Annotated in this window: 28 protein-coding genes; 10 read left to right on the top strand and 18 right to left on the bottom strand. The window is 35.8% G+C overall.

The genetic code is table 11. From position 1 onward, the window contains the following. Positions 1-50: 50 nt before the first annotated feature. The 7 genes from LDX54_RS01360 to yaaA all read right to left on the bottom strand — a co-directional run bounded on the left by LDX54_RS01360 (position 51) and on the right by yaaA (position 5,256). A complete protein-coding gene (locus LDX54_RS01360) occupies positions 51-656 on the bottom strand; it encodes a TetR/AcrR family transcriptional regulator (protein ID WP_265667094.1) in 606 nt (201 codons plus the stop codon). Positions 657-761: 105 nt separating this feature from the next. Beyond that, positions 762-983: a hypothetical protein gene (locus tag LDX54_RS01355; RefSeq protein WP_046324227.1), complete on the bottom strand. Its 222-nt coding sequence runs from the start codon at positions 981-983 to the stop codon at positions 762-764. 453 nt (positions 984-1,436) lie between these two features. Further along, positions 1,437-2,111 (bottom strand): ABC transporter ATP-binding protein, encoded by a 675-nt coding sequence (locus LDX54_RS01350; RefSeq protein WP_122037226.1) that lies wholly within the window; start codon positions 2,109-2,111, stop codon positions 1,437-1,439. A 1-nt stretch (position 2,112) separates the two neighbouring features. Continuing rightward, positions 2,113-3,174, bottom strand: a complete 1,062-nt coding sequence (locus tag LDX54_RS01345; RefSeq protein WP_265667096.1) for an ABC transporter permease — start codon at positions 3,172-3,174, stop codon at positions 2,113-2,115. Further along, positions 3,174-3,707, bottom strand: coding sequence for a TetR/AcrR family transcriptional regulator (locus tag LDX54_RS01340; RefSeq protein ID WP_265667097.1), 534 nt, complete (start codon positions 3,705-3,707; stop codon positions 3,174-3,176). The genes LDX54_RS01345 and LDX54_RS01340 overlap by 1 nt, the downstream gene beginning before the upstream one ends. A gap of 125 nt (positions 3,708-3,832) precedes the next feature. After that, positions 3,833-4,438: a histidine phosphatase family protein gene (locus LDX54_RS01335; RefSeq protein ID WP_265667098.1), complete on the bottom strand. Its 606-nt coding sequence runs from the start codon at positions 4,436-4,438 to the stop codon at positions 3,833-3,835. Positions 4,439-4,488: 50 nt separating this feature from the next. Further along, positions 4,489-5,256: a peroxide stress protein YaaA gene (gene yaaA / locus LDX54_RS01330; RefSeq protein ID WP_265667099.1), complete on the bottom strand. Its 768-nt coding sequence runs from the start codon at positions 5,254-5,256 to the stop codon at positions 4,489-4,491. Between the two features lie 56 nt (positions 5,257-5,312). Between yaaA and LDX54_RS01325 the strand changes: the two genes are divergently transcribed. Continuing rightward, entirely contained in the window at positions 5,313-5,993 is a 681-nt protein-coding gene (locus LDX54_RS01325; protein WP_265667100.1) for a hypothetical protein, read from the top strand. Between the two features lie 170 nt (positions 5,994-6,163). Here LDX54_RS01325 and LDX54_RS01320 read toward each other — a convergent pair whose 3' ends face one another. Then, positions 6,164-6,355 (bottom strand): hypothetical protein, encoded by a 192-nt coding sequence (locus LDX54_RS01320; protein ID WP_265667101.1) that lies wholly within the window; start codon positions 6,353-6,355, stop codon positions 6,164-6,166. 213 nt (positions 6,356-6,568) lie between these two features. Between LDX54_RS01320 and LDX54_RS01315 the strand changes: the two genes are divergently transcribed. Both LDX54_RS01315 and LDX54_RS01310 read left to right on the top strand, forming a co-directional pair. After that, positions 6,569-6,988 carry a hypothetical protein gene (locus LDX54_RS01315; RefSeq protein WP_198202290.1) on the top strand — a complete coding sequence of 140 codons (420 nt, stop codon included), beginning with the start codon at positions 6,569-6,571 and terminating at the stop codon, positions 6,986-6,988. An 18-nt stretch (positions 6,989-7,006) separates the two neighbouring features. Then, positions 7,007-7,228, top strand: a complete 222-nt coding sequence (locus tag LDX54_RS01310) for a hypothetical protein (protein ID WP_348650910.1) — start codon at positions 7,007-7,009, stop codon at positions 7,226-7,228. 243 nt (positions 7,229-7,471) lie between these two features. Here LDX54_RS01310 and LDX54_RS01305 read toward each other — a convergent pair whose 3' ends face one another. Genes LDX54_RS01305 through LDX54_RS01285 form a run of 5 tightly spaced genes read right to left on the bottom strand, consistent with a single transcriptional unit; the run spans position 7,472 to position 11,122 of the window. Beyond that, entirely contained in the window at positions 7,472-8,320 is an 849-nt protein-coding gene (locus LDX54_RS01305) for a PTS system mannose/fructose/sorbose family transporter subunit IID (RefSeq protein WP_110445528.1), read from the bottom strand. Beyond that, a complete protein-coding gene (locus LDX54_RS01300) occupies positions 8,317-9,138 on the bottom strand; it encodes a PTS sugar transporter subunit IIC (RefSeq protein ID WP_122037219.1) in 822 nt (273 codons plus the stop codon). The genes LDX54_RS01305 and LDX54_RS01300 overlap by 4 nt, the downstream gene beginning before the upstream one ends. Beyond that, positions 9,135-9,611 carry a PTS sugar transporter subunit IIB gene (locus tag LDX54_RS01295; RefSeq protein WP_122037218.1) on the bottom strand — a complete coding sequence of 159 codons (477 nt, stop codon included), beginning with the start codon at positions 9,609-9,611 and terminating at the stop codon, positions 9,135-9,137. The genes LDX54_RS01300 and LDX54_RS01295 overlap by 4 nt, the downstream gene beginning before the upstream one ends. Further along, complete coding sequence (locus LDX54_RS01290) at positions 9,592-10,041, bottom strand: PTS sugar transporter subunit IIA (RefSeq protein ID WP_122037217.1); 450 nt, start codon at positions 10,039-10,041, stop codon at positions 9,592-9,594. Before LDX54_RS01290 ends, LDX54_RS01295 begins: the two co-directional genes overlap by 20 nt. After that, positions 10,031-11,122, bottom strand: coding sequence for a tyrosine-protein phosphatase (locus LDX54_RS01285; protein ID WP_265667103.1), 1,092 nt, complete (start codon positions 11,120-11,122; stop codon positions 10,031-10,033). Before LDX54_RS01285 ends, LDX54_RS01290 begins: the two co-directional genes overlap by 11 nt. Positions 11,123-11,288: 166 nt before the next feature. On the opposite strand from LDX54_RS01285, the gene LDX54_RS01280 reads away from it, so the two are divergent. Next, positions 11,289-12,089, top strand: coding sequence for a MurR/RpiR family transcriptional regulator (locus LDX54_RS01280; RefSeq protein WP_265667104.1), 801 nt, complete (start codon positions 11,289-11,291; stop codon positions 12,087-12,089). Positions 12,090-12,177: 88 nt separating this feature from the next. Here LDX54_RS01280 and efp read toward each other — a convergent pair whose 3' ends face one another. The 3 genes from efp to coaA all read right to left on the bottom strand — a co-directional run bounded on the left by efp (position 12,178) and on the right by coaA (position 14,908). Continuing rightward, positions 12,178-12,750, bottom strand: a complete 573-nt coding sequence (gene efp / locus LDX54_RS01275) for an elongation factor P (protein WP_046324214.1) — start codon at positions 12,748-12,750, stop codon at positions 12,178-12,180. Between the two features lie 181 nt (positions 12,751-12,931). Next, positions 12,932-13,921: an ornithine cyclodeaminase family protein gene (locus tag LDX54_RS01270; RefSeq protein WP_265667105.1), complete on the bottom strand. Its 990-nt coding sequence runs from the start codon at positions 13,919-13,921 to the stop codon at positions 12,932-12,934. A gap of 72 nt (positions 13,922-13,993) precedes the next feature. After that, a complete protein-coding gene (gene coaA, locus LDX54_RS01265) occupies positions 13,994-14,908 on the bottom strand; it encodes a type I pantothenate kinase (RefSeq protein ID WP_198202282.1) in 915 nt (304 codons plus the stop codon). Positions 14,909-15,003: 95 nt separating this feature from the next. Between coaA and LDX54_RS01260 the strand changes: the two genes are divergently transcribed. After that, on the top strand, positions 15,004-15,576 hold the full coding sequence (locus LDX54_RS01260) for a GDSL-type esterase/lipase family protein (protein WP_265667106.1): 573 nt from the start codon (positions 15,004-15,006) through the stop codon (positions 15,574-15,576). 15 nt (positions 15,577-15,591) lie between these two features. On the opposite strand, the gene LDX54_RS01255 is transcribed toward LDX54_RS01260, so the two are convergent. Together LDX54_RS01255 and helD are read right to left on the bottom strand one after the other, a co-directional pair. Continuing rightward, positions 15,592-16,041: a GNAT family N-acetyltransferase gene (locus LDX54_RS01255; RefSeq protein ID WP_265667107.1), complete on the bottom strand. Its 450-nt coding sequence runs from the start codon at positions 16,039-16,041 to the stop codon at positions 15,592-15,594. 8 nt (positions 16,042-16,049) lie between these two features. Further along, positions 16,050-18,344, bottom strand: a complete 2,295-nt coding sequence (gene helD, locus LDX54_RS01250) for an RNA polymerase recycling motor HelD (protein WP_265667108.1) — start codon at positions 18,342-18,344, stop codon at positions 16,050-16,052. A 210-nt stretch (positions 18,345-18,554) separates the two neighbouring features. Here helD and LDX54_RS01245 point away from each other — a divergent pair, with 210 nt between their 5' ends. The 5 genes from LDX54_RS01245 to LDX54_RS01225 all read left to right on the top strand — a co-directional run bounded on the left by LDX54_RS01245 (position 18,555) and on the right by LDX54_RS01225 (position 23,713). Beyond that, positions 18,555-19,199 (top strand): matrixin family metalloprotease, encoded by a 645-nt coding sequence (locus LDX54_RS01245; protein ID WP_265667109.1) that lies wholly within the window; start codon positions 18,555-18,557, stop codon positions 19,197-19,199. Between the two features lie 23 nt (positions 19,200-19,222). Then, positions 19,223-19,867, top strand: a complete 645-nt coding sequence (locus tag LDX54_RS01240; RefSeq protein ID WP_265667110.1) for a histidine phosphatase family protein — start codon at positions 19,223-19,225, stop codon at positions 19,865-19,867. Positions 19,868-19,895: 28 nt separating this feature from the next. Continuing rightward, positions 19,896-20,750: a class I SAM-dependent methyltransferase gene (locus tag LDX54_RS01235; protein WP_265667111.1), complete on the top strand. Its 855-nt coding sequence runs from the start codon at positions 19,896-19,898 to the stop codon at positions 20,748-20,750. A 153-nt stretch (positions 20,751-20,903) separates the two neighbouring features. Further along, on the top strand, positions 20,904-22,286 hold the full coding sequence (locus LDX54_RS01230; RefSeq protein ID WP_265667112.1) for a glycoside hydrolase family 1 protein: 1,383 nt from the start codon (positions 20,904-20,906) through the stop codon (positions 22,284-22,286). Further along, positions 22,286-23,713, top strand: a complete 1,428-nt coding sequence (locus LDX54_RS01225) for a PTS sugar transporter subunit IIC (RefSeq protein WP_110445511.1) — start codon at positions 22,286-22,288, stop codon at positions 23,711-23,713. Before LDX54_RS01230 ends, LDX54_RS01225 begins: the two co-directional genes overlap by 1 nt. Positions 23,714-23,777 lie beyond the last annotated feature (64 nt).

The following is a 23,777-nucleotide window of genomic DNA, read 5'->3' as shown; positions in this document are numbered from 1 at the left end:
ATAGCTTATCTTGCTTACACTATGTAAGTAGTAAAAACTATTTCGGGGCTTTAACTGTATTTTCCTTCTGTCTTAAACAGAGAAACATTACTTTTCTTGCTAAGCCAATCGTTTAAAATTGCATCATTAATTTGTGCCTTTAAAACGTTGATAATTTGTGTTTGGGAAAAAGTCGCAATTTTATTAACTATTAATGAAGCAATTCCACAAGTAGTTATCCAGTTAGCAATAATAATACTTCTGATTTTTTCTGCAGAATACTTACTATCCGGATATTGCTCTTTAAATTTCTCAGTTCCAAAATCTATTAAAGTATCAGCGATTATTTCATTGCCACACTTACCTTCAACAAACATTGCTTTAAAGAGGTTCTCTTGTTCTTGGGCAAAATCAATATACGATAAATCCATGTCAATCAATGGTTCAGCAATATAGCTTTTCTGTAAAATTTTATTCTTTAAGTTGTCTGCAATTTTACGCAAAACCTCTTGGCGTAAATCGTCCATACTATCAAATTCAAGATACAAAGGCTGAGTAGAAAAATGGCCAGCCTTAGCAATGCTGCGGGCCGTTAAGCTTTCAACTCCATCCTTAACAACCATTTTATAAGCAATATTTAAGATCTTACTTTTTCCTATTTCTTTTTTTCTAGCCATTTTGATTTTTTCCTTGATTAACTTTAAACGTATTTTTTAGACCAGCTTCTAGAACTGGTATTGCCACAGGTGAAATATATTTAAGCACACAAATGTAATGAGCAGTTAATCCTCATTATTCAAAAACTCATCATAGTAAGTTGAAACCATATCACTTAATTCTTCTTTACTTAAGCCTTGAGCTGCACAAAATGAAAAGAAAGCAGCTGATAGTATATAGCCACGTTCAGAATCATCTGTTAGATTATCCGAAAAAGCCATATTAATGCTATGGTTCTGGTAGTCAGTTGTTAATTCAATAGATTTGTCTTCGGGAATATCGTTCATCATTGTACCTCTAGATAAAAAGCTTTATTTAGCAAAAATTTAGTATTACACTATTAAGCTATAGACAAAAATCCTGCCAAATAAAAACATGAAATAAAATATTTTAGTCAGTTTAACGTAGAATCCATCTCTCAATCAATTCTTCAAACAGCTTAAAAATTAATAATTTTATTTTTAATTACTTCTGTTATTTTGCTTAAAAATAACATCTTTTTTACTATTATTAAGAATAGTAAATTTAAAAGTACTTTGTCAAGGACAAAGTACTTTTTCCTAACACAAAAGAATAAAGGATTTTTCTAACTTTTAATAAGCGGTTTCAATTAATAACAATAATTAGAACTAGTTAAAAAAATTACAAACAAAAAATTACTATTGATAAAACAATTTAGTTACTTTGACATTTTTTTAAAAAACATTGCTAATAGTTATTTTATTCTTAAAAATTAACAATTAACTCTTTTGCCTGATTTTTCCATCCATCATTTCATAAATGTGATCTGCGTATTGTTCTAGTCGCGGATCATGTGTGACCAGCAAGACGGCTTTGTGATAATCTTTAGCTAATTTTTTAAACAATTGACCTACTTCAGCCACATTCTCACTGTCAAGAGAAGCGGTAGGCTCATCGGCCAGCAAAATTTGCGGGTTAGCATAAAGAGCACGAGCAATAGCTGCGCGCTGCTGTTGCCCACCCGATAGTTCATTAGGATACTTATTAATTAAAGAACTAATTTTCAGCTGCTTGAGTAATTCTTGCAATTTTGCAGCACTGATATTGCCCTCTTTTTTTACCTTATTAACTAATTCAAATTGCTCTTTAATTTTTAGAAACGGTACTAAATTATAAGCCTGCAATACAAAACCAAGTTGCGTTAGTCGTAAACGGTCACTTTCTCTAGTAGAAATATGCGCAATGTCCTGACCACCAACAATAACTTTGCCCGCAGTCGGTTTTTGCAAAGAGCCGGCAATTGTTAAAAAAGTGCTTTTACCAGCTCCTGACGGGCCCATAATTAATACCACTTCACCTAGGTTTGCCTTAAAATTGATGTTTTTTAACGCAACGACTTGTGCAGCCCCTGTACCATAAACTTTTTGAACATTCTTTAATTCAATAATTGCCATGTTATTCACCTATCGCCTGTGCTGGATCTACTTTTAATATTGATCTGACTGGAATTAAGCTGCCGATAATTGCAGTTACCAATAAGCCGATTGTTCCGGTCAAAATAATTTGGGGTGTAAAACTAATCGGAACAGCGGGCGGTAAAACCTTGACTGTTATCATTGTGGCTATCAATCCGATAATTAAACCTGCAAGTACTAATATCAATGCCTGACTAATAGTTGCTTTAACTAATGTACTGCTGGGAATCCCCTGTGCACGCATAACCGCATAGTTATGCAGTTTCTGCATTGTTAAAATATAGAGAAAAACTGCAATTATAATTAATGAAATAACATATAAAAAACCAATCATTAATTCAAAAGTCATATTTTGGGCAGTGTACCCCGGGAGTTTTTTAATAAACTGGTTAATGGGGTAGGTCTTACAGTTTTGATAATTATAGTTATAATCTGGATTACGAGAAACTATTGCCGCAGCCCGCAAAGTTGGCACTCCTTGGCGTAATTTTTTCCAAGACTGCAGCGTGCCATAAATAATTGGGGCAATATTGATTTTGGCATTTTTAACAAAACCAACAATGCGGTACTTTTTAGTAGATCCGTTTAGCGCTAATTTATCACCTAACCGGTAACCCTTGGTTTTAAACGCCTGATCAACAGTTACTTCATAATTCTTTTTTGCTCTTCTACCTGCAATCAGTTCCTGATCATGATAAATAAACTGCTCCTTTTTAATTCCGATGAACTGCGCTGAAATTTGTGGTCGCTTTGAGTTTTTGACTACCACCGGAATTTGTCCAACTAGGGCTTCATCTTTAGTCAATGCGTCTTTTTTTAAGTCATTTTTTGTTAAAATCGACTGACTCATACTGACATTGGCATTTTTGTTTAAAACTACTTTCTGTGCATTCCAAGATTCTAGTGCCTGGGTATTTTCACTGGCCAAACCTGTTGCCAGTGCTGACAAAATAAATATTAGATAGCTAATCAAAAAGATCATTAAAATAATTAAGCCGTAACGAAGTTTTTCTCTTTTTATTTCTTTAATTGCTAAAAACATTAATTTTTCCCTCTGTTTAACAATTCCAAACTTGCCTTCAAGCGCTTCATAATAGCTGCTTTTTGTTCTGGATTCTCAAGAACCATCCTAATAGCTGCATGACTAAGTACCATAGCACTCCAATTTTGCGGATCTAATGCGGACAGTATTTTTGACGGAAAATGATGATCAAATGTATGCTCGTTATACAAAATATGCATTTTAATTAATCCTGCATATGTACTTTCTTTTGTTTCATCTAAGAAATGAGTTACATTATCGTAATACTGCTGGGCTTGAAATTGCGGCAATATTTTCACTGGTGAATGAACAGTTTTTAGAGCTAAATCATATATATAGTGATAAGCATCATTTAAATCCGTAAAATACTTATAAAAAGCGCCACGCGCAATCCCAGTCGCCTTAACTATTCGCGCTACCTGTGCTTTTGCCAAAGGATATTGACTGAATTCTTTCAGTAATGCACTTTCAATTTTTTGCTTTTTATCCTGTGGCAAGTTAATAAAAGTCGCCTTAACCATATTCTGATTCATCTCCTCTTCTTCTCGGTGACACTGTGTCACTTAAAAAGAATAATTCACTGACGATTAATCGTCAATTATAATGCTCATTTAATTGCCGCCATCAAAAAAGACCTCTTATTGAGGTCTATTGCTTTTTATTCTAGTGTCAAAATACGATTATAGTAGTTTACCCGCGGAATGCCACTGCGATAAGAAACTTTTGCTAACGCACAATTGTCCATAGTTTCAAAGAAGTTCATATCACCTTGCGTAAAATAATGAGCAAACATCATTCTGATAAGAGTGCCATGACAAAATACCAAAACTTTTTTAGTTAAATAGTTCTTTTTCATATCAGCTAAAAAGCTGCCGCATCTTTCATCTAATGACTCAAATGATTCACCACTAGGTGCATATTTGATGTAAGCAGCAGCGGCCTTACCCCAAGGATCAATTGCGTCAGGATATTTTTGTCCTAATTCGGAAAGAAATTCACCATCCCACTCGCCAAAATTAATTTCCGTTAACCTCTGATCAATTTTAATTTCTTTTTGTCCCTTGGTGAAAATTTTAGCGGTGGTCAAAGACCTCTTTAAGGGACTTGAAAAGACCACGTCAAAACCAGAAGGATCAAAATTAGCAGCGGCTCTTTCAGCACTTGCATGGCCAACCTCATCCAAATCATGATCATAGACTGAGCCTTGAATTCGGCCAGTTTTATTTAAATCAGTTTGACCATGACGAACAAAAACAATTTCCATAATAACCTCACATTTCCATGTCGTAAATATATTCTTTTACTCTAAATTCTTCAGCGCCGCCTAAAATCATACTCTGTCCGAAATATGTAAGTATTGTCGGTGCTAATATTTGGTACAAAATTAAAGCCAAAATCATGAAAGTCCTGCAATTGCTGCGGCTTACTCAATTGCTTTTCTGCAATATAACGCACCATTTCTCCACGTGCCATTTTGGCATGCACACCAACTGTCTTCCACTGACCATTTTTCTTTTCTTGAAAATTAATGCTAATCATTTGTCTGTTATTTGCTACAAAGGGCGCAATATTGCGCGAATATTCTTTTGAAGCTAAATTAATTAACACTTGATCTTCATTAAAAAGATTATCAGCGATTGTTGAACCCCAAAATTGGTATAAGTTGGGCTGACTAAACCCCCAAACTTTATTTTTCATTTCTAAACGGTAAGGCCATACTCCGTCAAAAGGCCGTAAAACACCATACAAACCCGATAATATCCGAACATTATCTTGTAAATAAGATAGAGCAGGGGCAGTAAACAGGTCAGCAGCCATGTATTGATATTGAATACCGGAATATGAAATAATGGCTGGAGTTAGATTGTCCTTTTGCTGCAAATTAAGTTCCTTAATTTGTCTTTGACCTTCCTTGGTCGTGCGTTCACTTGACTGCCAGATTTTTTGCAATTCCTGATAGCTGCACTTTTTTAAAAAAGCAGCTAATGCTTGGGCTTGCGCTAAAAACTGCGGCTGCGACTTAGCAGGAAAAGATTCGCGGTCGACTATCATCTTCATCGCTGGTGAAATAATAATTTTCATCTTTACCACCTTTTGGGTTAAACTTATTACTGATACTTACTAGAGGAGAAAAATTAATGAATCCTGATTTTGCCATCGTATTAAATTTTAAACTAAAAAATGCTAAAGATGTAGACGCTGATTTTTTAGTAAAAACTGCACGCAATATTGGTGCTCGAGCTGTTGCTACGGATGCATTTAAAACTGACTTTGAGAAAGCCTGCAAAAAGTATACTATTGCTTTAGTCACTACTGAATCCATTCAAGCTAACTATGAATTATCTGCCGCGAATGTGGTAGAGCAACTAGTTTCGCAGCGCAAAGCAGGACAACAAGCAGTAATTGATATTCCCGTCACAGATGACGGCAATTTATTGGCAGAAACTAAAGCACTGCTTACGCAAATCAATAACTGGATGCATCTTTTTGGTCATGCCTTTAATGAAGGCGAGCCGTGTCATCTTACTATCAGCAATGTTAATGAAGATAATGGCTTTGTGTTGCAAAATAGACACATGCACTTTCAGAAGTATATCTTCATCAAGGCCCCTTTGCCTGAAATAATAAAAATTGACGGCTTGACCACTGAACCCAACCGCATTGAAATGATCGCCCAAAGAACTGAACTTGATTTCACTTTTGCTGATAACCAATTGACTATCAACTTAAAAAATGCACCTAAAAGTGATTTTACCTGGCAAGTGATCAGGATTCAAGAGCATCGGCCAGAAGATGATATTAAGGAAACAAAATATTAAAAGTTAAAAACAGGGATGAAGATTTTGTTACTCTTCAACCCTGCTTTTTCATTTAAGATATTCTAATACTTGCCCAATATTTTCTTTTTTTATCCTCCGGCATATTCTGATTATTTAGAATTTCAATTGCATGCTGCAGCAATGAATAAATTTGTTTATCATCATTACTGTCAATAATTAAGATAACTTATTTTAAAGTATGATTCCAAGTTTGAAGTATCTTTTTCTTCTAAAGCCTTTTTAATTAAAAACGTAAAACTAGCCTTCATATTACGTATCTTTTTACGTTTTTCCTGCTTTTTGTCATAAACCGGCAAAAATAGTGCAATACAAACAGCTGCAATTTCGGCAAATGCTGTCACTCATTCTGACAAAGGTCCTATACTAATAGTCTCGCCTCCACAATTATTATACAAGTATTGGTTAAAAGCAAAACGAGATTTTTTACTGAATAAATACTCATAACAACAAATATAATGCGTATTGTATTCATTTATATAAAAAATTACACATTTTATTTCTATATGAGGTATGATTATATTAAACAGCTGATTGTGTTATTGAGGAGGTAAGATATGCAGTATAAAAGACCTTTTTATAAAAAAATGTGCTTTTGCTTTGCAATTATTTTTATATCTTTTTTTACTAGTTTTATTTCTGGCAATACAGGTATGCAAGATTCTCAACAAACTGTTATTGCAAAATCGACCAAAGTAGTAAAAAGTAATGCGAAAAAAGTAGTTACTGAAAAAGTAACTGTAAAAAGCAGAAAAACTACTCGTAAAAGAAAGCTAACTGCAAAAAGAAAGCAAAAAAAGCGGAAAGGTGTCGTCAAACGTAATATACGCAAAGTATATATAGCTCCTAATTCGGGGAGAAGATACCATTTTAATCCGAGTTGCCGTGGTCTTCGAAGAGCGCATGGCAATATCACCAAAATATCACTAAAAAAGGCTATTAATCAAGGTTATACCTTATGCAAATGGGAAGATTAAGGAGAAGAATAAATAATGATTAAAATTGGTTTTAGAAAGCCTAGTTTAAGAAGGTCTATCTCTGCCAGAACAAAGGGGAGAGCGACAAGGGCTATGAAAAGAGCTATCATTCCCAACTATGGTAAGCGTGGTAAGGGTTGGGCCCATCCAAAAAGAAAGATATATAACTCAATTTATCTTAAGACTACCTTTGATACTCGTAAATTATTTATTCATGACAGTTCTAGAAAAAGCCAATAAATATTTAAAACTATTTCTAAGCAATTTAAAGTGAATTATTAAAATAATGAAAGTATGGCTACCGCAAGAAATTCAATATTTTAAAATAAATAGCCAAAAAGATTAAAAACTAACCGTAATTCGTATTGTATTACTAAGGTCGGGTCTTAATAGTGACACATAAAGAGACTGCTAAATACGTTAACAAAACGTTGATTTAGCAGTCTCTTTATATAACATTATAGTTTTTAAACTAATTATTCATTACAAAATCTTGAAATAGGTTAAGCCAACTACTACCACCATCATTGCAATAATTAACATTGCTGCATGTTTACCATTAGTCTTCTTTAAGATGTAGTAAACCAAAACAGTTACCAGTAGACTTAACAGACCCGGCATAATTTTATCAAACATCGATTGCAAGCTAATGACATTGCCACCAACTTTGTTAGATACATTAGAGTGAACAACAATTTTTAATGGTGTTTTGACTTTAATAACTGTTGAAATCAGAGCACCAACAACCATTAATCCAACTACATTAGCCATTGTGGAAATACGCTGGATGACGTCGCTTTGTTCGTTATTATTTAAAAAAGCAATTCCCTTTTTATAACCAAATGAAACAGCATAGTATCTTGCTCCCATATTAATTATGTTATAGAGAATAAACATCAAAATTGGGCCAAAGATGCTGCCACCAAAAGCAATTGAGGCACCAATACTACCAACGATTGGCAACCATGTAAATTTAATCAGACTGTCGCCTAAACCGGCCAAAGGTCCCATTAACCCGGTTTTTAATGGATTGATCCCATCTTTTTCATCAGGAGATGTTGTTTCCTCCATTGCGGCTGATAATCCTAAAATTACAGCATCAAAATTAACGTGAGAATTATAGAAAACCAAATGCCGCTTCATAGCTTCTGATAAGTCTTTTTTATCAGGATAGATTTTTGCCAGAGCCGGTGCGATTGCCCGCATAAATCCTACACCTTGCAGCGTTTCATAATTTAAGGTAATGCGCATAGTATTGAGTCGCATAAACATGCGCCAAATATCTCTATTGTTCAATTTGTGTTCAGGCGCAGTTAACTTTTCTTCACTCATAGGTCATAGTCCTCCTCATCGTCTTCTTCATCGCTGCTTGAATTATTTAATTGCGTGCTTGGTGAAACTTGAGCTTTAGCACTAGGCTCACGAGTTGCTCTTTCGTATAAGAAAGCAAACACCAAAGCGATCAACGTAATTGGTAAGATATCTAATTTTAAATAGGAAGATAAGACGAAACCTAAAATAATAAACATCCACAATTCGCCTTTTTTAAGCATTGTCATCATTAATAATGCAATACCCACTGAAGGAATGATGGAACCTGCCGTGCTTAAGCCATTAATGATAAATTTTGGCAGGTCATTTATTGCTTGTTGAATTGCTCCTGCACCAAATTGCAGGGCCAAAAAAGTAGGGAATGCACAAGCAAAACCGTATAAAAATGCAGGTGGCCATGTTAGCCAAAATGTACCTTTAACATCAGCATTATCAGCTAGCCGTTTGGCCCAGCCGTTAAGAGAACAGTTAATTGTTTCGATTAAAACAAGTAGTTGTTGCGCCAAAATTGAAGTTGGAACAGCCAGTGTAATGGCAGTTGCCACCATTGTTGAAATATTGCCACTGGTGTTACCCATTATTGCAAGAGAAGTACTAATCATCGTACCGGTAATGATGTCTGGAGCCATATAGGCACCAACATCACCAATACCCATCCACATAACTTCAAGTGTTGCGCCAATAATAAGTCCAGCTTGCAAATTGCCTAAAATAATACCCACAATTGGTGCAATTAACAAAGGCCGCCTGAACATCTTTGTACTGACATTATCAATTCCTAAGAGAAAGGCCAAAGCCGTTAAGATAAAGACTTTCATTTTTGTAAAACCTCACTTAATTTAACTGCTCCATCTGTTGGAACCATTTGAATCTCTATATCTACTCCTAAATCCAGCAATTTCTCCAGTGATTTCTTTTCCTCATCAGTTAAGAAAACAGCTTTGGTATATTGTTTACGTTCATCATTGCCGCGAATGCCACCAATATTTAATTTTGGTATCTGATAACCACTGTCAACAATCTTTTCCACCGTAAATGGAGAGGCAAATAAAAGCATGGTTCTTCTTGTAACTGGGTTGTGAGGGACAATTTTTAAAAATTTCTCAGTTGAAAAAATATGTAATTTAACATTGCGCGGAACACTCATTTTTAGAACATTCGATTGAATTTTATCCTTAGCAACCTTATCATCAACAATGATCACTTGCTCAATCTGCTTAACATTAAGCCAAGTCGTTACCACTTGTCCGTGAATTAAACGGTCATCAATTCTACAAAATTCCACTGCCATCTTCGTCTTGCTCCTCTTCTTTAAATCTATCTGAAATATTCTGAAAGCCCATGTTATAGGACTTCTCTAGTGATTCTGCTAGTTCAGCCAAACTGCGATTGCGATTGGTGAATAAATCTAGCAGCATTGGCAAGTTCAACCCGCTTAACACCAAGATGTTGTCTTTTTCTAAGCAAAAGGTGCCACTGACATTTGACGGGGTGCCACCTAAAATGTCGCATATAATGATGGTGCCATTACTGGTGTCAAGTTCATCATACATTTGATTCATTTTTTCTTTTGCCTGATCCAAGTTCAGGTCTTCAGTCACAGCCAAATAAGCACAATTATCTTGCTTACCTACAATCATTTCTGCGCTACGCAGTGCTTCTTTTGCCATGTAGCCATGACTAGCTAAAATCACTGCAACTGCGGAATTTTTATCTGCCATTTTCGTTCCCCTTTTCCAAGTAAAAATCTCTGGCTTTATTAATTTCTGCCATAGTTAATTTAAAATGTTGCTGAAAGTAATTTTCAGGAGTACCAAAAAGCTCGTATATTTTATTGATTGCCGCTTTAATGTAACTTTCGCGCGTATCAATCATAGCCATTAAATAATCAAGATATGATTTTTTCTGAACCAGTTTATGATACAAGTCATACTTTAACTGGTTTCTTTCTTTGCGAATAATCTTAGTCAGCATGTAATCGCGCACGATATCTTCTTCTTTGATGTTCAATAGCAGCAATATCAGCATTGAGCCAAAACCGGTTCTATCTTTGCCACCACGGCAGTGGTGAAGTAATGGCAAAGCTTCTCTGCGCACCACAGCTTTTAGCATTCTGCCATAAGACTTTTGCGCAATCGGAGACGTTACTAGGTCCTCATAACTTTCAATGACATTGTCGCCACGATCGTTGATATACCTTTCTGGGACTTCACCATTTTCCAAAGACTGTACCAGCTTTTCATTTTCACCTTTTAAATCAACTACATTTGCGGCAGCCTCAGAAAAGCTTGACTGTGGGTCACAATTGAGAATTTGTAAAACTGTAGGTAAATATTTATTGGGATGATACTGTCTTTCATGTGGTGAACGATAATCAACAATTGTTTGCAAGTTATAATTTGTTAATATTTTCTGATCGCTGTCATTAAGCTTTGATAACTGATCTCCGCGAAACAAAACACCCCATTTTAAAAAGCGCCCGTCTTTAGCTGAGTAGCCTCCCATATCTCGGATATTTATTGCATTTTCAAGTGGAATAACTCGTTCAGCAAAGATATTCGTCACAAAATGAGAAGCGGTGTTTTTGATAATATAGTATTTTGGCAAATTCTTGCGCGGAATTTTAACTGTAAAATCACCGCTAGAGCTTTCCGCTATAACCTTTTGTATTTTTTCAAGTTCTGGTACGTCACCTATTAAAAGCTGATAAGGGCCATTGTTTTCATTCTGCAATTTAATTATCAGTTGCTCGCCATCACGTTTCATAGAAATGTTCGGTAAAATGTATGGTTGCTTTTTCATTAGCTTTTGATACCCCTTTCATTAATGATAATACTACAAGAAAATATTTTTCGCAATTTATTTTTTAAGAAAATTATTTTCATTTTTGATAAAATGTAGTACAATGAAAAAAAGCAAATCTATCCGCTTACAATAAACTTTAAGGCTTTCTTGGGAGGAAATTATTTTGAATCCACTTATAGCAATCCAAAAAAATTATTTGAATTTTTCTAAAAATGAAAAAGTTATTGCCAATTATATTTTGCAAAACAGTCCTCAAATAAATAATATGAAAATTACTGAACTGGCACGTCACACTTCAACCTCTATTTCTACTATTACCAGGTTCGTCAAGAAAATCGGCTGTCAAAGTTATTCTGACATGAAGGTTAGCATTGGTCACCATTTGATTAATACTGTTCCTAAACAAAAAGATGACATTTTAAGTGAAGTTTTTACTTTTTATCAAACAGTTATTAAAAATACTCAGCAAATGATAGATCAAAGTCTAATCAAGCAGTTTATTGCGTTGTTAAAAAAGCAAGACCATATTATTGTAATTGGTTCCAGTAGTTCTGGTGTTTCCGCTGCTACATTTGGTCTGAGACTTATGCGAATGGGTTTTGATGCTCAGAGCTTCAGCGATCCTAATTGGATGGAAATGCGTGCTAGTATTGCTAGAAACAATGATCTTTTTTTAGCTGTATCAAATAGCGGTACAACAGATTGCATCGTTAAAACACTGACCTTAGCGCAGAAACATCAGGCAAAAATCGTTTCGATTACCAGTTATCTAGAAAATCCTGTTGCCCAACTTAGTGATCTGATTTTTCACGTATATAATCCGCGCTTTGCTAATAACGAGAAATTTATTAATTCCCAGTTTTCGAATATGTACCTAATTGATATTTTGACTTCATGCTTGCAAGAAGAAGCTGATTTACAAAAGTCAATGCTTACTACCAGAAAAGCTGTAGGTGATATTTAGTAATAAAAAGGCCCCAAAAGTTAGACAACTTTTGGGGCTTAGTACATTTTATTTACGTCTTTTTATTATTCTAATAGTAAATATGTAATTATTTACTTCCTTCAGCTCTCGACTTATAGGAACCTTCAGCTGTATTGATAACCAGCTCCTCTCCTTCTTTAATAAAGTCGGGAACTTGAACTACTAATCCGGTTTCCATTGTGGCTGGTTTACCAGAGCCAGTAACAGTGGCACCTTTAATGCCTGGTTCAGTATGAGTTACTTTCATCGTTACAGTTGATGGTAATTCCACACCCAGCAATTTACTGTCATTAGCAAATTCCAACTGAACTTCAATATTAGGCATCAGATAAAGTTTGTCATCACCTAATTGTTCACTTGAAACTTCATATTGTTCGTAAGTTTCAGTATCCATGAAAGTATAAATATCACCCTCATTATAAAGATATTGTGCGTTTTTCTTAGTGATATCAACTAAATCTACTTTCTCAGTTGGACGCATAGTCTTATGAACCACAGCACCACTTTCAACGTTACGCAAATCCATTTGCATAACGGTGTTGCCCTTTCCGGGCTTATGGTGGTTAGCTTTCAATACCCGAATTAGTTTGCCGTCTTGACTAAAAACCATACCTTTTTTTAAGTTTATTGCTTGTACCATTTTTTACTCCTTTAAATCCATTTATTAAATTAATTATTGATTTCAGAAAACCACGCCGGAGGTAAAGCAAACTTTTTTATTAATAATAAATAAATCTCATTCATAATGATTAGTATAGCAAAATTTGGACTTTATCAACACCATAAAATCAATCATTTTAAATAAACTAAAAAGTTGAGACTTACATGTTAACTTGAGTTCCAACGTTTTGCTTTACAGCGTTATCATAAATGGATTTTGCGGCCATCAAGTCTTGAGCCGCAATACCAACCGTTTCAAAGAAAATTATCTCATTGTCATTTTCGCGTCCAGTTACTTCACCGCTAACGACTTGGCCAATCTCGCCAGTAAAGTCAGAGTCAGAAACTAAGCCTTTATTTAACGGAATAATTATGTCACCTGACTCTGCCAAAACAGCGTCTTTAGAATCAAAGTAAATTTTATCCGCTTTAGCAACCAGTTCTGCTGGTGTTTCTTCCATCTGTGGTTGATAGGCACCTACACCGCAAATAGTAGCACCTTGCTTAATAAAGTGAGCATCATAAACTGGTTTAGTTGACGGCGTGACAGATATGACCACATCTGCATCCTGTACCGCTTCATTACCAGTCTCAACCGCCGCGATTTTGGTGTGGTATTGCGCCAAGTCCTTTTGCATTTTCACAGCAAACTTTTGAGCACGTTCAAAATCAAGGTCACTCACGGCCACCTCATCTAAGTGACGCACAATCAGCATAGCCTCAAGCTGAGTTGCAGCCTGTCCGCCTGTTCCAATTAAGGCACCCTTCCTGCAATTCTTTTTCGCCAAGTACTTGAGTGCAACTCCTGAAGCAGAGCCGGTGCGTAATTGGGTTACGTAATTACCGTCTAATATAGCATTAACTACACCGGTTTGGGCATCAATATTTAAGACTTGGGCATTAATAGATGGTAATCCATGACTAATATTTTCAGGAAACATATTCAATACCTTCACGCAAGCAGCTTCGTAATCTTCACAAAAAGCGGGCATACATAAGAAAGTATCCTTACCATTTTGCTTAAGAATTTGAGTTCTTAATGGTACATCCACTTTACCGGCAGAGAAGTAACGAAAAGCGTCACTGACCGCAGCAATACAATCTTTTAATGAATAACATTTTTCAATATCACTTCTGTTTAACAGTAACATCTATTCCTCCTGTTATCTCTCAATATCATAATTCTAAAGCCTACTATAAGTTAAAGTTATCCCCGCTACACGCTAGATTTGTTTGAGATAAATTTTGTCAATAACATGGCCAGCAGTTTTATGCAAAATCAAACTGGCACGCTGTTTGGTAGGGGCAATATATTCCCGCAAATTAACCAAATTTACCATTTGCCAAGTTTCTTGTGCAAATGTGAGAGCCTCATCCCGTGGCCCATTAGCCATTTCATAATAAAAGTTATGTGGATTATTTTTATTTAGCTCCAGCAATCTGACAAAACGCTGCATAAACCATTTTTCAATCAAGTCTTCTGGTGCATCAATATAAATCGAAAAATCGAAAAAATCGCTGGTTACAATTTGACCATTGGTAGGTAGTTGCAACGTGTTAATTCCCTCAATAATTAAAATATCAGGCTCACATACGTGACCATATTTTCCGGGAACAATATCACTTAACTCCTGAGAATATAGGGGGTAAACAATGTCTTTCTTGCCACTTAAGACATCTTGTAAAAAATTAATAAGCAAGTTCATATTATAACTTTCGGGAAAACCTTTGCGGTCGGTTAAATTGCGCCTGGTTAATTCTTGATTGGAATAAATAAAACCATCTGTAGTCATTAAGTGCACTTTTAAACCTGGATATGAACGACTAAGTAATATTTGCAAAAGCCGTGCAGTAGTTGATTTCCCCACTGCTACAGAACCTGAAATGCCAATAATAAAGGGGGCGCTTGCAACTTTTTGGTGTAAAAAACGCCCTTGCTTTTGCTGCAAAGTCCGCTTTTCTTGATAGACTAAATAAAGATATTTGATTAAACTGTCGTATACCTCTTGCACATCAGTTAAATTGATAATATCTCCTAAAGATTTAATCTTAGCCAATTCATCTTGAGTTATTTTAACCGGTTCAGTGGCAGACAGTGACTGCCATTCTTCTCTATTAAACTGTAAATAATTTTTCATCCTAGATATCCTTGAATTTTAATTCTTATAATATAGTAAAATAAAAGTATAAAGTTCTTTAATTAATTTCCTTAATCATACAGAAAGGCAAAACTATGAAAAAAATAATCTTATTTGGTGACTCCCTGTTTAATGGTTACCGTGCTGGTCATGATACTAACGTAATAACGGCTGGAGTGCAAAAAGAATTTGTTGGTCAAGCTCAAATTAGCAACTTATCCTTAAGTGGTGCTACAACAGCTCAAGGCAAGCAGCGTTTAAACTTAATTCCAACAGATTCTGACATAGTGGTTCTTGAATATGGTACAAACGACATGTCTACTGGTTGGGGAATCAGTAGTGCTGAGTATGCCGCCAATCTTAACGACATGGTTAAAAGTATTGGTGCTTCGAAAATGATTATTGTAGGTCCTGCTTATGAGGATCCTAATAATAAGTATATTATGCAATACTACAATCACCAAAATATGACAATTTATAATCAAATCGCTATAGATTGTGCCCGCAAATATAACATTCCTTTCATTAACTTGATCGCTAATTTTTGTCAGTTAAAAAATTTATCTTCATATTACCAAGAAGATGGACAGCATCTTACAGTTGCAGGAAATCAAATCTTAATTAACCTGGTAGTAGCGGCAATTAAACAAAAACTTGCACAATTGTAGTGCAAGTTATTATCTTTATAAATCCTTATACATCATTACATGCTTAATGTCAGCTTCTGTAAAAGGCTCACCTTTAGTATGGTAGCCTAAAAAGTCGTAGAAGGGTTTAGCCTGCCATTGTGCATGACAATAAAGGCGGTCAACTCCCTGATTACGCAAGTATTCATGAACCTGAGTCATCATTTTGGTACCCAGTTTTTGCCCGCGGGCCGTTTTAGCAACTGCTACTCTGCCTAACAACCACTTGCCTTTTTCTTGAAAAATGCGGCAAACAGCCAGAGCTTTTGTTTTTTGATCATTCAGTAAATAGACTTGAATGGCATCCAAATCTTCGTCATCCAGCTCGGGTACCGTAATTTCCTGTTCCGTTACAAATGTATCTATCCGCAAACGCGCAACGCAAAACATTTCCCGCCCAGTCATTTGCGCAACTGTTTTAAACGTAAATTTTTCACTTTCAGTCATAGCATCACCTATTTTTCTATATATGTTTCTGGGTCTACTTCAAGAAGTGGGCTCTTTTCATTTGCATAAATAATATCAAGCTTGTACATTGCACGAGAAGTAATTGTGTAGACAAGTTGTGTTTCATCAATGCGATGATAATTTTCTTTTGAAGCAGCCCACATAATGACTGCGTCAAATTCCAGACCCTTAGCTAAATATGACGGGATGACAAGAGTACCATCTACCAAACGTTGATTGGCAGTAGCAATTAGCGTCGCCTTCACCCTATCCTCTTTTAGTTGCTGCGCTACAATTTTCGCGCTGGCTAAATCTTTGGTGATGATCGCTGTTGTCAATTTGGTTTGATCATTTTCACTTAAAATTTGTTCTAGTACCTGCATAGCAGCAGTATTATTGGACCGCCCCCACAGAACTGGTTTAGGCCCTTGACGGTTAAATGATTCAATTTTTTCGCCTTGCCGCAGAATTTGCTTGGTAAATTCTGTCAGTTGCTTGGTTGAGCGATATGATTTGGTTAATTGCACCACATCAGTTTTTTCAGGATCAAATAGACCACTAATCTGCTTAAGCAGGCTCCTGCTTTCGTCTTTAGTAAAAATAGCCTGATTTAAATCACCCAGCATAGTAAATTTGGCACGGGGAAAATTATACTTGAGATAACAAAGTTGAAACGGAGTATAATCTTGAATTTCGTCAATAAAAGCATAACGCATTTCATAATCTACGTGACGACCCGTAATTAGATCATAAAGATACAAGTAAGCTGAAACATCATTCATATGAATATAATGCTTCATAAAACTTTGCTTGACATTTTCAACATGTTTTTCCCAGTCTTTTTCGCTAATTTGCCATTTAGCTAAATCAGTCATTTTAGGAACTGCACGTAAAAAGCTCAGATATTGGGCACGCATGTTAATAAAATTATTGCGTCTTATTTGCTGGAAAACTTTTTCTAGTGCTTTGACAACGATTTTACGGCTGAGGAATTTTTCCTCTTTTTCTTCAGATTCAAATTCTTGGTCCGGTCGATCATACAAAGCATTCAATTGCTCTTGGCTCAAGTTTTGGATAGCATCCGATACCCACGCCTTTTTAGTTTCACCATTAATTTTGCGATTAAGTGACTTAATTAATTCTTCACGTGTAGCATCAATTCTGTTACTTAAATTATAGTTGGAATTAAATGAATAGTAGAGCTCACTGATTTTTTCTTTCGTAAAAAATGGTTTCTTTTTATTGCGGAAGTAAATATTTTTAAAAATTACCCCCCGATTATTAAGGTGCTTAGCATAATGATGTAACAGATTAAAGAAGCTGGTAGAGTCCTTAAACTGACTGATAGCAGAATCAGCTGCGCTATCTTCAAATTGGTCAAACAAGTTTTCGACTGTCATTCCCGGCAGTCTTCTCGCCACAAACTGCCAATAGGTCATTTGCACCATGTTTTGTTCACCCATTTCAGGTAAAACATTCTTGATGTAATCGTTAAACAATTGGTTTGGACTGAACATAATAACGTCACTACTAGTGAGGTTGCCCCGATAGCGATAAAGCAGGTAAGCTATTCTTTGCAAGATGGCAGAAGTTTTACCAGAACCAGCTGCACCTTGAACAAAAAGCAAGTCGGCACTGGTATTTCTAATGATCTTATTCTGCTCACGCTGAATAGTAGTCACAATTGATTTCATCTGGGTGCCGGATTTTTCACCCAAAACTTCCAGCAACATTTGATCGCCAATGGATTCATTGGTATCAAACATATTAACGATCTTGCCATCCTTAATCATGAACTGCCGCTTTTTAGTCATATCAACGGTAATTTCACCTTCAGGTGACATATAAGAAACTTTCCCAATTTTCCCATCATAATAAATTGAAGAAATTGGTGCCCGCCAATCATAAATCAGAAAATGGTTATTTTTATCAGCAAAGGAGCCCAAACCAATATAAATAGTCTCTGGCTTCTCCTTGTTCTCTTTAAAATCTACTCTGGCAAAATATGGCCTTTGTTCTAACTTTTGCACTGTACTCAGTTGCTTTGCGGCATGCTGCCAAGCATTTTGACGCTCATCAAGCAGTTGCTGCTGTTGGTGAATAGACAATGCAGTTTCCATTGACGTTGAATAACCGTCATAATCTAGTTTTACATCATCAAAAAAGTGTGAATTAAGATCTTGGGCCTCACCTTCAGCGGACTTAATTGACGAAGACAACTCGGACTTTTTAGCTCTAATCATTTTCAAAATCCGGTCGAGATGTTTTTGCTCAAATTCTTTATCATCCATCGCTTTTGTCATAAACTCACCTATTTTTTTAAAACTTGCATTCTATTTTACCATGAAATCGGTTTATATTAAAATCCTGCACTTATTTTTTCAACCAGTAAAATAGGGGCAATTAAGATAATTTAGGCAGTTTATGACTATAATTTAATATGCTAAAGTTAGTAAAATATGATACTTTCACCATTTTTCTTATATAATGTAAGATAATGGAGTGATTAAAGTATGAAAAATTTTCGTCATTTTTTCTCTAAATTAGCGTGTGCACTAGTTGCAATTCTGACAATTGGAAGTGCAATAACTCCCGTTGCTGATAACCCTTTAACTAACTGGTCTTCGCAGACTATTTACGCTAAAAAGGCTAAAAAGAAAACTAAAAAATACAAAAAAGCTAAAAAAAAGCATGTCGCTGTTGCAACTTCTTGGCGCTGGAAAAAGCCCACAGCTTCGGTCTACATTGATCTTAATGACAATCAAGAACTGATTTCCGCTACTAATGACGCGATTAAAGCATGGAATGATACTGAAGCTTTTACTTTTACCAAAGCTAAAAGCAAGAAAAATGCTAAGATTGTGATAGAGCAGATTTACAGTCCCAACACGAACTATGCCGGTTATACTACCTTTCATTATTACGTTAAAACCGGGATTATGTACTCTGCTTTAACCAGGCTAAACATTTATTATTTACAAAATTTCTCACCATATAATTATACGTATCAACGCATTCTTAATACTGTTGAACATGAATTGGGACATGCAATAGGTCTTAAACATAATAATGGCGTTTCGGTAATGTATCCAACTGGTTCGCTCTACTCAATTGAACCCGTTGATGTTGCCAAGGTTGAAAAATTATACGGGAAATAAGTTAAAAATTTGCGAGGAGTAAAATGAAAAGAATATATATTGTGCGTCACGGTGAAACCTATATTAATCGCTATAACAAAATGCAGGGCTGGTGTGACACACCACTAACAGAAAAAGGAATAGCAGGCGCAGAACAAGTGGGAAAAGTTTTGAAAGACATTCCTTTTGATATTGCCTTGTCAAGTGATCTTAAGAGAGCAAGTGATACTTGCGATATTATTATTAAGCACAACATTAATCATGATAAAATTCAGCACATTGCCACCCCATTTTTCCGTGAGCATTTTTACGGCTATTTTGAAGGTATGGATTCGGATGCTGCTTGGCAAATGATTAGCGGCCCACATGGTTACACCAGCCACGCAGAAATGCTTAAAAATGAATCTCTAAACACTGTTAAAGATTGGATTAAAGAAGCTGACCCGTTTCATGACGCTGAGAATGCCCATGAGTATTGGCAAAGACTAGATAAAGGTTTTAAATTAATTAGCCAGTTAGATGGCGCAGAAAACATCTTACTTGTTACTCATGGCTTTACCATCCACAGCATTGCTGATCGCTACGGAGATTTTGAAATTAAAAAGCGGCCTCGTAACGCTTCAATTACCATAATGAATATGACGGATAAAGAAATGAAAATTGTTTCATATGACAAACTGAAACTGTAGTATTTTCTTTAATTATAGGAGAAAATTTATGCAATTAGAAAATGAGCACTCGGAAATCACTGACAATTTAAACAACTGGAATGACCGTGCTGTTGTACATGCAAATGGTGGCTATGGCGATCTCACTCAGTTTGTTAAAGATAAAAGTGCCGTTACTACAACTGTTAAGCGTGACTTCGCCGTATTCAAGCCATACTTATCTCATAATACGGTTAAAAACAAACGACTACTTCATCTGCAATGCCACATTGGTGATGATACTCTTAGCTGGGCACGTCTAGGTGCTAAAGATGTATATGGCCTTGACTTTTCACCTGTAGCTTTAAAATATGCTCGCAAGCTAGCTAATGAGGCTAATACTCCAATCACCTATGTAGAAGGTGACGCCCGTTATGCCGCCAAAGCTTTACCAGAAAAAACAGGTAAATTTGATATAATCGTAACAAGTGCCGGTACGATTACCTGGCTACCGGAACTAAAGTCTTGGGCACAATCAATTGCGCAATTATTAGCGCCCGGTGGTATTTTTATGATTCGCGATAATCATCCACTACTGTTTGCACTGGATAATGCTGGACTGGAAATTAAGTTTAATTACTTTAGTGGCACTGAAAATACCTATGAATCAGATGCTTCATATACCCCAAATTCTACTGGAAAAATTAAACATCAAACTAATCATAATTGGGCGCATGATTTTGCAGAAATTATTAATACATTAATTAATGCTGGTTTGACTATTAAAAATATCGGAGAACATCAGGTTAGTGATTGGCAGTCTTTACCTTCGTTAATCTATGATAAAGACCAAGAAGGCTGGATACAACCAACAAATTTACCGCAAGTGCCATTAACCTTTTCAGTAGTAGCACAAAAGCTTTAATAACTTCTATTTAATACTTCGAAATTTTTTCGAAGTATTTTTTATTTTACTTTTAAGTATATATTTTTATAAATAAAATATTGATTTTATTATTTTAAAGATATATACTTTATTCGTAATTTGTAAACACTTACATAAAAGGAGTGCGATTGAATGAAAGAACAAAGAAAGTTGCCAAAAAGCTTTTTTTGGGGAAATTCTGTTTCAAGTATGCAAACTGAAGGTGCTTGGAACGAAGATGGAAAAGGTTTATCAGTCTATGATATTCGTCAGCCTTCTGCCAACACGTCAGATTGGCATGTGGCAATCGATGAATATCATAGATATAAAGAAGACCTCGATATTATGAAAGAAATGAATATGAATATGTATCGTATTCAAATTTCATGGTCACGAGTTTGTCCGGACGGAGATGGTGCATTTAATGAGAAGGGCATCGAATTTTATGATCATTTAATTGACGCTATGCTGGAGCGAGGAATCGAGCCAATGGTTTGTCTCTATCATTTTGATATGCCGCTTAAACTAGCGCAAGCATACAATGGTTTTATTTCAAAACACGTTGTTAATGCTTTTATCAGATTTGGCAAAAAAATGATTGAACATTTCTCTGATCGCGTTAAATACTGGATTGTATTCAATGAGCATAACTTATATTTCCAAGACCAAGCCTTCAATATTTCTGGATACCAAAATGGCGATAAAAGCTTATCTGACATGTATACCATTTTTCACCACACAATGATGTGTCACATAAAATTAGCCAACTACATTCATGAAAACTTTACTGATGTCAAGATTGGCGGTATGTTAGCCTACCAACAAATTTACCCGCAGACCAGCAAGCCCGAAGATGTTTGGGCAGCTAAACAAGTGCAAGAATTTTTGAATTTTAATATTTATGATGCTGATACGGGTCGGGGTTACTCCCCAGAAGTCCTACAATATGCTAAAAACAATGACATTGATATGGACATAACTGAAGAAGACATAGCTGATATGAAAAAGGCACAAGCTGATTTCCTCGCTTTTTCTTATTATTCTTCATGGGTGTTATCAAGTGATCATCTTCTAAAAGGTGAAGCACCTAACCGCTACTTATTACAAGGTGGTGTACCGGCAAAATACGTTAAGACGAATGAATGGGGCTGGACAATCGACCCCCTTGGCTTTAGAAATGCGATCACTACTATGTACAATCACTACCATATTCCGATTTTTCCTATTGAAAATGGCATTGGCCTGAGAGAAAAGTGGGACGGGCAACACATGATTCAGGATGATCAACGTATCAACTATCACAAAGAGCACATCAAGGCTATGAAAGATGCAATTTTTATAGATGGCGCTCAAGTTTTAGGGTATTTAGGCTGGGGGTTAATAGATATTCCCAGCTCTCAGGGCGATATAGAAAAGCGCTACGGAGCGGTTTACGTCAATAGATCAAATCATGATTTAAAAGATTTAAAAAGAGTACCCAAAAAATCATTTTATTGGTTCCAAAAAACATTTAAAAATAATGGAGATGAATTATAATGGCTAATCAAGAAAAATCAGGTTTCAGTGCCTTTATTAACAAAAAGATATTGCCTCCAATAATGAAATTCGTTAACACTAAAGCAATAGTTGCCTTACAAAATGGTATGGTCTATTCACTACCGTTTATCATTATCGGGTCAATATTTTTAATTCTCGGCAATATTCCAATCCCTGCAGTTGCTAATGCAATTAATGCATCAGGCTGGGGTGCTTTCTTTGCTCAGGCAAATAACACTACTTTTCAGTTGATGGGTTTATGGGCAGCTATTGGTATAGCTTATGTCTACGTTAAAAACGAAAAGTTTGAACCTTTAGCACCTGCCTTAACTTCTGCAGCTGTATTTATCATGTTACAGAATTTAAGTATAGATAATCCCCTCAAAGCTGCTTTGGCTGGCGGAATTACTAATGGTAATACTACAATCATGACTGGTAAGGCCGTTACTGAAAACATTGACAAATTACCACATGCTTTACAAGCATTTTTGCAGTCACCGGTTACTGGCGTTATTAATACCAAATGGCTCGGTGGCGACGGGATGATTGCCGCTATCATTATCGGATTACTTGTTGGCTGGATTTACAGCAAAATTATGAAAGCCGGCTGGACTATCAAGATGCCCGAATCTGTCCCACCCGCAGTATCCAATCAGTTTACTGCAATGATTCCAGCTGGGATTATTCTCATTGGAGCAATGTTAATTTTTGCAGGCTTCAGTTCGTTTGCACACACCGACTTTTTAAACTGGATTTACAACACATTACAAATCCCACTGCAAGGAATATCAGACTCATTTGGTGGAGCGCTGGCAATCGGATTTTTAGTTCCGTTCTTCTGGTTCTTTGGAGTTCATGGTGGCTTGATCATGGGTTCTTTAGTTGCACCAATGCTACAAGCCAATACTGCTGACAATGCTCGACTATTTGCGGCAGGAAAATTGACATTTGCCAATGGTGCTCATATTGTTACTAATGAGTTTTATAACAACTTCATTAATTTGACCGGTTCAGGAATAACAATTGGCTTGATCGTATTTTGTTTAGTAGCAGCAAGATCTGAACAACTAAAATCAATTGGTAAACTGGAACTAGTTCCTGGTATTTTTAATATTAATGAACCATTTTTGTTTGGTATACCAATCGTGATGAATCCTATGCTGGCTGTGCCATTTTTCTTAACGCCAGTAATAGTGGCAGCTTCAACATATTTCGTAATCAAACTGGGAATTGTACCTCCTCTTAACGGAGTAGCGGCACCGTGGACAACACCGGCAGTTATTTCCGGATTCTTAATAGGCGGTTGGAAGATGGCTATTTGGCAGGCCTGCACATTACTAATTTCAACAGCCGTCTATTGGCCGTTTGCAAAGAAGTACGATAAAATGTTATTAATGCAAGAACAAGAACAAGTATCAAATAAATAAGTAAAAAGATGTCACAAATAATGCTAAACTTAAATGTGACATCTTTTTTATGATAAAAATCAAA

Source organism: Lactobacillus sp. IBH004, from assembly GCF_026185255.2.
Classification (GTDB): Bacteria; Bacillota; Bacilli; order Lactobacillales; family Lactobacillaceae; genus Lactobacillus; species Lactobacillus melliventris.
The sequence above is the reverse complement of the archived record's forward strand: the minus strand, read 5'-3'. Positions and strand labels throughout refer to the sequence as shown.